This window comes from Streptomyces sp. NPDC001941 (genome assembly GCF_040296945.1).
Classification (GTDB): Bacteria; Actinomycetota; Actinomycetes; order Streptomycetales; family Streptomycetaceae; genus Streptomyces.
In genome coordinates this window covers 23,010-29,219 of record NZ_JBEOYE010000105.1, presented here as the reverse complement: position 1 = coordinate 29,219, position 6,210 = coordinate 23,010, and the positions used below count along the sequence as shown (strand labels likewise).

7 protein-coding genes and 2 pseudogenes are annotated in these 6,210 nt (G+C 67.2%); 5 read left to right on the top strand and 4 right to left on the bottom strand.

Annotated elements, in window-relative coordinates; translation table 11 throughout:
• The 5 genes and pseudogenes from ABT160_RS39850 to ABT160_RS39830 all read left to right on the top strand — a co-directional run.
• Nucleotides 1-199, top strand: a 199-nt coding sequence (locus tag ABT160_RS39850) for an integrase core domain-containing protein (RefSeq protein ID WP_351653529.1), incomplete at its 5' end; no start/stop codon positions are given.
• Between the two features lie 129 nt (nucleotides 200-328).
• Nucleotides 329-709 (top strand): hypothetical protein, encoded by a 381-nt coding sequence (locus ABT160_RS39845; RefSeq protein WP_351653528.1) that lies wholly within the window; start codon nucleotides 329-331, stop codon nucleotides 707-709.
• Nucleotides 696-1,835: an AAA family ATPase gene (locus ABT160_RS39840; protein ID WP_351653526.1), complete on the top strand. Its 1,140-nt coding sequence runs from the start codon at nucleotides 696-698 to the stop codon at nucleotides 1,833-1,835. Before ABT160_RS39845 ends, ABT160_RS39840 begins: the two co-directional genes overlap by 14 nt.
• Nucleotides 1,832-2,194 (top strand): annotated as a pseudogene (locus ABT160_RS39835) (TniQ family protein); the annotation flags it as partial. The gene ABT160_RS39840 and the pseudogene ABT160_RS39835, both read left to right, overlap by 4 nt.
• Nucleotides 2,195-2,536: 342 nt before the next feature.
• Entirely contained in the window at nucleotides 2,537-3,652 is a 1,116-nt protein-coding gene (locus tag ABT160_RS39830) for a LysR family transcriptional regulator (RefSeq protein WP_351653533.1), read from the top strand.
• 116 nt (nucleotides 3,653-3,768) lie between these two features.
• Here ABT160_RS39830 and ABT160_RS39825 read toward each other — a convergent pair whose 3' ends face one another.
• The 4 genes and pseudogenes from ABT160_RS39825 to ABT160_RS39810 form a co-directional block, all read right to left on the bottom strand.
• On the bottom strand, nucleotides 3,769-4,458 hold the full coding sequence (locus tag ABT160_RS39825; RefSeq protein WP_351653524.1) for an NAD(P)/FAD-dependent oxidoreductase: 690 nt from the start codon (nucleotides 4,456-4,458) through the stop codon (nucleotides 3,769-3,771).
• Nucleotides 4,382-4,672: pseudogene (locus tag ABT160_RS39820) on the bottom strand (DUF5958 family protein); the annotation flags it as partial. The gene ABT160_RS39825 and the pseudogene ABT160_RS39820, both read right to left, overlap by 77 nt.
• A gap of 98 nt (nucleotides 4,673-4,770) precedes the next feature.
• The gene (locus tag ABT160_RS39815) at nucleotides 4,771-5,427 is read right to left on the bottom strand and encodes a Fic family protein (protein ID WP_351653522.1); all 657 of its coding nucleotides are present in this window, start codon (nucleotides 5,425-5,427) and stop codon (nucleotides 4,771-4,773) included.
• On the bottom strand, nucleotides 5,424-6,095 hold the full coding sequence (locus ABT160_RS39810) for a hypothetical protein (protein WP_351653520.1): 672 nt from the start codon (nucleotides 6,093-6,095) through the stop codon (nucleotides 5,424-5,426). Before ABT160_RS39810 ends, ABT160_RS39815 begins: the two co-directional genes overlap by 4 nt.
• Between the last annotated feature and the right edge of the window lie 115 nt (nucleotides 6,096-6,210).

The window sequence follows — 6,210 nt, the reverse complement described above, 5'->3', positions numbered from 1 at the left end:
GGCCGAGAGTTTCTGGCAGGGGCTGAAGAGAGAAGCGATGCAAGGGGTGTTCACGACGGTGCGTCAGGCCAGGCTGGAGATCTTCCAGTGGCTGACGTACTACAACGCCCGCAGGCGCCACAGCAGCCTCGACTACCTCTCACCTATCGAGTTCGAACAGCAGCACCGGGCAGAGCATAGACTCACGCTCGCGGCATGAAACCCCCGTGTCCACACTCCGGGGGACGCCTCATTCTTCGCCGACCCCGATGACGTCACCCGCGTCTACTTCCGCGACGCGGAACGCACCTGGCACACACTGCGCTGGGAACACGCACCGAGTCTGCAGATGCCGCTGAGCGAGGAGGCTTTGCAGTTCGCCCGGCGCCTGGCCGCCAAGCAGTACACCTACCCGGGCGACAAGCTCGCCGTCGCGCTCCTGCTGGAGCGGTGGAATCTCGGACTCGGCAATTCCCTGGCCGAGCGGCGCATGGCCCTGCGACTCTCTCGCGAACAGGCCGCCGTGGACTTGCCCAAAGAGGAAGCCTCCGAGGTCGACGTCCTGCCGTCGGTAGCCCGCGTGCTGTCCCTTCCTGAACAGCCTTCGGCTCCGGCCATCGAGTCCGGTGAGGCCGAGCAGGGGGATGACGACGCGGACGCTCTGGAGGAGCTGGACGAGGAACTCGACTTCTACGCCTCGGCGCTGAAGGACGTGGATGACGATGAGTAAACGAGTCCGGCCCCACGCTGAAGAAGCCGATCTGCACTCCAGGCTCGATCACCTGACCCTGTCCCGCAAGGAGGGCTTTCAACGGCTCGCGGACGCCCCGCCGCGGCAGCGACCCGAGCTGCTGCCCCGCCGCCGGATCAAGAAGATGGGCGAGGCCGCCATGGAGGAGTACAACCGTGGCCGGCGCAAGTGGCACGCCAACCTCGGCCCGCTGCGGACCCCGCAGATGGACGCCCTACACGAAGACCTGTGGGACATCTTCGACAGCAACGACCAGGACGGCGACAAGGCCAAAGGCAGCATCGCGCTGGACGCCTTCCCAGGGCTGGGCAAGACGACTGCTGTTCTCTCCTTCGCCAGAAAGCTCCATCGCCGCATCCTCCGGGAGGAGGGCCAGTTCACGGCTGCCGGACACGAACGGTGGCCGGTCTGCCGGGTCGGGCTGACCGCCAATACCGGGATGCGCGACTTCAACCGGGCGATCTTGGAGTACTACGGGCACCCCGGCAGGTTCCGTGGCACCGCGGCGGAGTTCGGCTACCGCGCCCTGGACTGTGTCTTGTCGGCCGAGACAAAGCTCTTGATCATCGACGATCTGCACTTCCTTCGGTGGAGGAACACGTCCGGCATCGAGGTCAGTAACCACTTCAAGTACATCGCGAACGAGTTTCCCGTCACCTTGCTGATGATCGGGGTCGGGCTGGAGAGCAAGGGCCTGTTCAGCGAGGGCAACAGCTACGAAGACGCGGTCCTCGCCCAGACCGGGCGCCGAACCACCGCGCTCGATCTAGCTCCGTTCACCATCGACTCCGAGCAGGGCCGCACCGACTGGCGCAACACCTTGCTCGCGATCGAGGAGCGTCTCATTTTGGCGGACAAGTACCCCGGCATACTCGCGGACGACTTGTCCGACTACCTGTTCGCCCGCAGCACCGGGCACATCGGCTCCCTCATGACGCTGATCAACCGCGGCTGCCAGAGAGCCGTACGCACTGGTGCCGAACGTCTGGATCAGAAGCTGCTGGACCTGGTGAAGAACGACGCCGCCGCGGAAAAGGGCCGGGATGAACTTCAGCAGGCCCTCACCTCCGGCCGCCTGGCCAGCCGACCAAAGACGGCAGCATGAACGAGTTGCGGACCTCTACGATTCGCGTGACGCCGTTGCCGGGCGAGAGTATGGACAGTTGGCTGGAGACCCTCGCCCGCCGCTTCTGGATGTCGGTGCCCTCGCTTCTGTCAGCACTCCACCTGCCACCGCCCGAGCGCATCCATAAGTTTGTCACCGGCCTGCCCGAACAGCATCTGCGGACCTTGGAGGAATGTCTCCAACTGCCTTCAGGCCGCCTCGACCAGACCGTCGCCCCCGCAGATCTCTTTGGTCGTCGCACGCCGAGCTGTCGGTTCTGTCCTCAGTGCCTGGAGGAGACACAGGGGCGCTGGATGCTGCGCTGGTGGCTTCCCTGGGCCTTCGCTTGCACCCGTCACCGTGCACTTCTGCACCCCGATTGCCCCCGCTGCCGCCGGCCGCCACGTGATTCGATCTCGGGAGGAGTGCCCTGGCAGCAGCCGGGACGGTGCACACACAAGCCTTCGAGGCGGCGGGGCAGTTGCGGCGCCGACCTGAGGTCCGCTCCACTCCTATCGCTGTCCCCGCGGCATCCCCTCCTCGGCGCCCAGGAGCAGCTCGATGCCATCCCCGTCCACGGACATCGCTCTGCTGACCTGGTGTTCGCGGACGTGGACCGACTGTTCACCGAGCTGACGTCCTCGTACTCGTCAGATGGCCTCAGCAGTACGGATACCGAGTCCCGCAGAACGTGGGAGCGCATGCTCAACGATGTCACTGACCCCGCCGCGGAGTTCAGCAGATGGCGCCTGCGATCACGCGCGCACACTCTCCTCACACCACAGTTCCTGCACCGTGAGCACGAGGTGAGGAAGAGGTCGCTGAGAGAGATCGCCAAGAGCTTCGACTTGCCTCAGCGCCTCGTGGTCCAACGGGCCAAGGACCTTGGCATCAAGGTTCAGCCCGGAGGCACCCGTCCTCACCCATTCGATGACGCCTGGCTACGCGATCAGTACGTCGTCCACCTGCGCAGTCTCGGAGACATCAGCCGCGAAACCGGAGCCTGCACCGAAACCGTCGTGCGCCGACTCACCAGGCTCGGAGTTGCCATCCGCCCCGTCGGCTCCCGCAGTCGACGCGAAATGCTGATGCAGCTCGACGAGTCGGTGCACTGCGACATCCGGGCAGCCGTTGAGGGCACTCTGCACGGCTGGATCCGTCTCCGCCGATTCCAGATCCACATGGCCTTCCCCACCCTCTCGGCCACTGCCGACTACCTCAACGTGGAACACAGCACCCTCAGCATGCAGTTCAGCCGACTGGAACGGGCCATCGGCGAGGATCTCTTCCGCCGGTCAACAGGGCGCACACCGCAACGGCCCACTTCCCGGGGAGCATCGCTCCTCCAAGAGCTCGACAGCAAACAGGCGCGGGAGCTCATGCTCCTTGCGCTCGGTTGCGACATCACTCCCATGCCGAACCGGGAGGTCGTGTCTGCCGCGCAAACAGCATTCGGTGCCGAGAACCGCACACTGACCGACCTCTATTCATGTCAGGAGCCCCCACTCCGCATCAGCGTCCCCCTTCCGCTGATGTCTCTCACACTCCATCTCCTGTCACATGCGGACCAGGAGGTCTACGCGACGCAGCTCCACACCACCACCAGTCTCCCGCTCAACACCATCTACAAGCAGCTTCGTCGCCTGGAAGCCTCCGGATGGCTGAGAAGCCGACGCGAGAGCGCAGCTGAACGACCTCATCGCGGCGGACGTGGCCGCATCTACTACACCTTGACCGCACCTGCCCGTCTCGTCCCCCTCCAGGCTCTACCTCTGATTCTTGAGGAAAATGACACGCAGATGGGACGAGACCGATGACATGACTATGGAAACGGGCCAAGAAGGTGCAGGTCACGGAGTCTCTGAAGGACAGGGCTCACGGGAACCTACACCGGCCCTGGCCCCACAGTGGCCAGGGCTGCATTGGGGCACGGTCAGCGGGGGACGGCCTGGGCCTGGTAGTACGGCGTGAGCGCGGCCCGGGAGCCGTCGCCCATCGCGACCGCGATCCACTGCATCCGCGCGCCCTTCAGGTCCCCGGCGACCAGGATGCGGGGGTGCTGCGCCTCCGGCGGGCAGTACCCGTCAGCGTCGACCTCGAGCCCGGTCAGGGCCGCGGGCTTGGAGCCCATGTTCGTCAGGACCGTGTCGACGACGAAGACGTGGGCGCCGCCGTGCGGGTGCCACGCGGTCACCCGCAGTCCGGCTGAGACCGGCGCGATGCTGATCCGTTCCACCAGATCCAGGCGCACCCGCGGCTCGTCGGCGACTTCACCGGTCTTGTACTGGTCGGCCGCCGGGTAGAACACGTCGAACCGCACGTCGGCGTTGGGGTGGGCACGCAGCCAGGTGCCCAGCGGCTGGTCCGTGCCCAGCACCGCCACGCGGCGCCCCGCAAGGTCCGCGGCCGCCGCGCGCCACAGGGGCGGCAGCCAGCCGGTGTCCGGCGCGTCGACCCAGTCGACATCGCCCGCCCCCAACGTGCTCACCCCGGTGGCCACGACCACCGCGCCTGCGGACAGGTCCTGCCCGCCGTCCAGCGTGACTTCAGCCCGGTCCTCGTGCCCGGCCACCGCGACCGCGCGGCCACGCACCACCCGGACCCGGTCCAGCTTCTCGTGCACGGCCAGGTCCGCGGCGAGCCCGTCGGCCAGCGCCGGGCCCGTCGCGCGGCGCGAGAGCGGCGGCCTTTCCCAACTGCTCGGCCATCCGGCCTCGAGAGATCAGTACCGCGGGTGTATGGGGCGGGCGCAGCCCGGCACGGCGAATACTCTCCGATGGGTCCTCGGCGACCGCGCGTGCCTGGACGCAGTGATGGCGCAGCGACAGCAGCACCTCGGACTGCTCCTCCTAGCCGAGACGGTCGAACCACTCGATGCCCTCTGACATGGGGCGCGGCCCTTGCGCGAGCTCGTTGAGCAGGACGTCGCGTTCGTTCACGACTGTCTCCCGTGGCACCGGCGCGGCTGCGCAGTGGTGATCAGGATGCCCAGCAGCACCGCCAGGTCGGCTGCGCCGTCGGCGTCGTCGGCCCAGCGGGTGGTCTGCAGAGGGCGAACCTGGTCGAGGGGGACGCTGTCGCGGGCCAGGACGAAGGCCAACGCCAGCATCGCGGCACGGGCGTTGCCGTCCTCGAAGGGATGGAAGAAGAGGATGTCGAGGTAGGTCCGGGCAGCACGGGACGGCAACGGCAGATCCACCTCGGCGCTCTGGGACAGACAGCGCTCGAATCGAGCCGGCGTATCGGGTGCCAGGCCGTAGCGTTCCCGACCACCTTTCGCGAAGGCCGGCATCGTGCGGAAACCGACGCGGTCGTGGCCCAGCACCGTCCGCTGCCACTTCGCCATGAGAGCGAAAGTCAACGGACGGCCCTGCTCAGCATCTGCGAAGGCCACCTCCAGGGCGTGAAGCACCCGCACGGCTCCCCCACTGTCGCGCACGCCTCGCGTGGTCATGAAGAACTTCCGGAAGCCGTCGCAGCTCGGCGCCTGCGAGGCGAGGCCCGCGCTGCGCCAGGCCGGCCAGGAGATCTCCGGCCGGATGAGCAGCCAGTCGGCAAGGCTGTCCTGCGGCTGGCCGGTCCCGGACGTCATCCGATGCCATCCACGCCTCGGGCGAACCTCACACTCACCGCGTCGACCACCGGACCGCCAGGTGCGATCCAGCTGCCGAACCGGCCGCCGACCGCGTCCTCGACGATTCTCCCGGCCTGCCCCTCGTCGACGCCGTTGTAGGCCAGGAACCACCGCAGGACTTGCATGCAATGCCCGTACCAGCCGCTCTCAGCCTGGGTGCGGTCAGCCACCACGGTGACCAGACGCGCGCACGCCCGCTCCCACGGCCAGCCGTCGGCCGAAGAAACCGCGGGGCTCTCCGAAGGGGCCAGGGCCGCGAACCGCTCCGACAGGTCCTCCAGCCAGCCACGCCACTCCCGAAGGGCCTCGACGACCAGCGGGGCAGTCGCGTCCGGGGTCGTCACGGAGTCGGATGCACAGCACCACACCTCCACGACACCACCGTCGACATCCCCCTCGCCGACCGACCAGTTCCATCCGCAGGCCCACCGGCCGTACCGGCCCACCAGAAACTCGGTCACGCCATCCAGCGAACGCCCGCCATCCTCGCGAGCGACGTCAGCGTCAGGCAACAAGGGCACGACAAGGCTCTGAAGCTGCTCCGCCGTATCGTCGTCCATCTCGAACCGATGCCGAGCCGGATCCACATCTGCCCACGTCAAGGTGTGCGCCCACAGTTCACTCACCCTCCCACTCTGCCTTGCGTGACCGCCCCGACTCCACTCGGTATCGCGAGGTGCCCGATCAGGGGGAATCGATCTTCAACGGTTTCCGATCGCCCGCCCAGAGCCACTCGCAAAT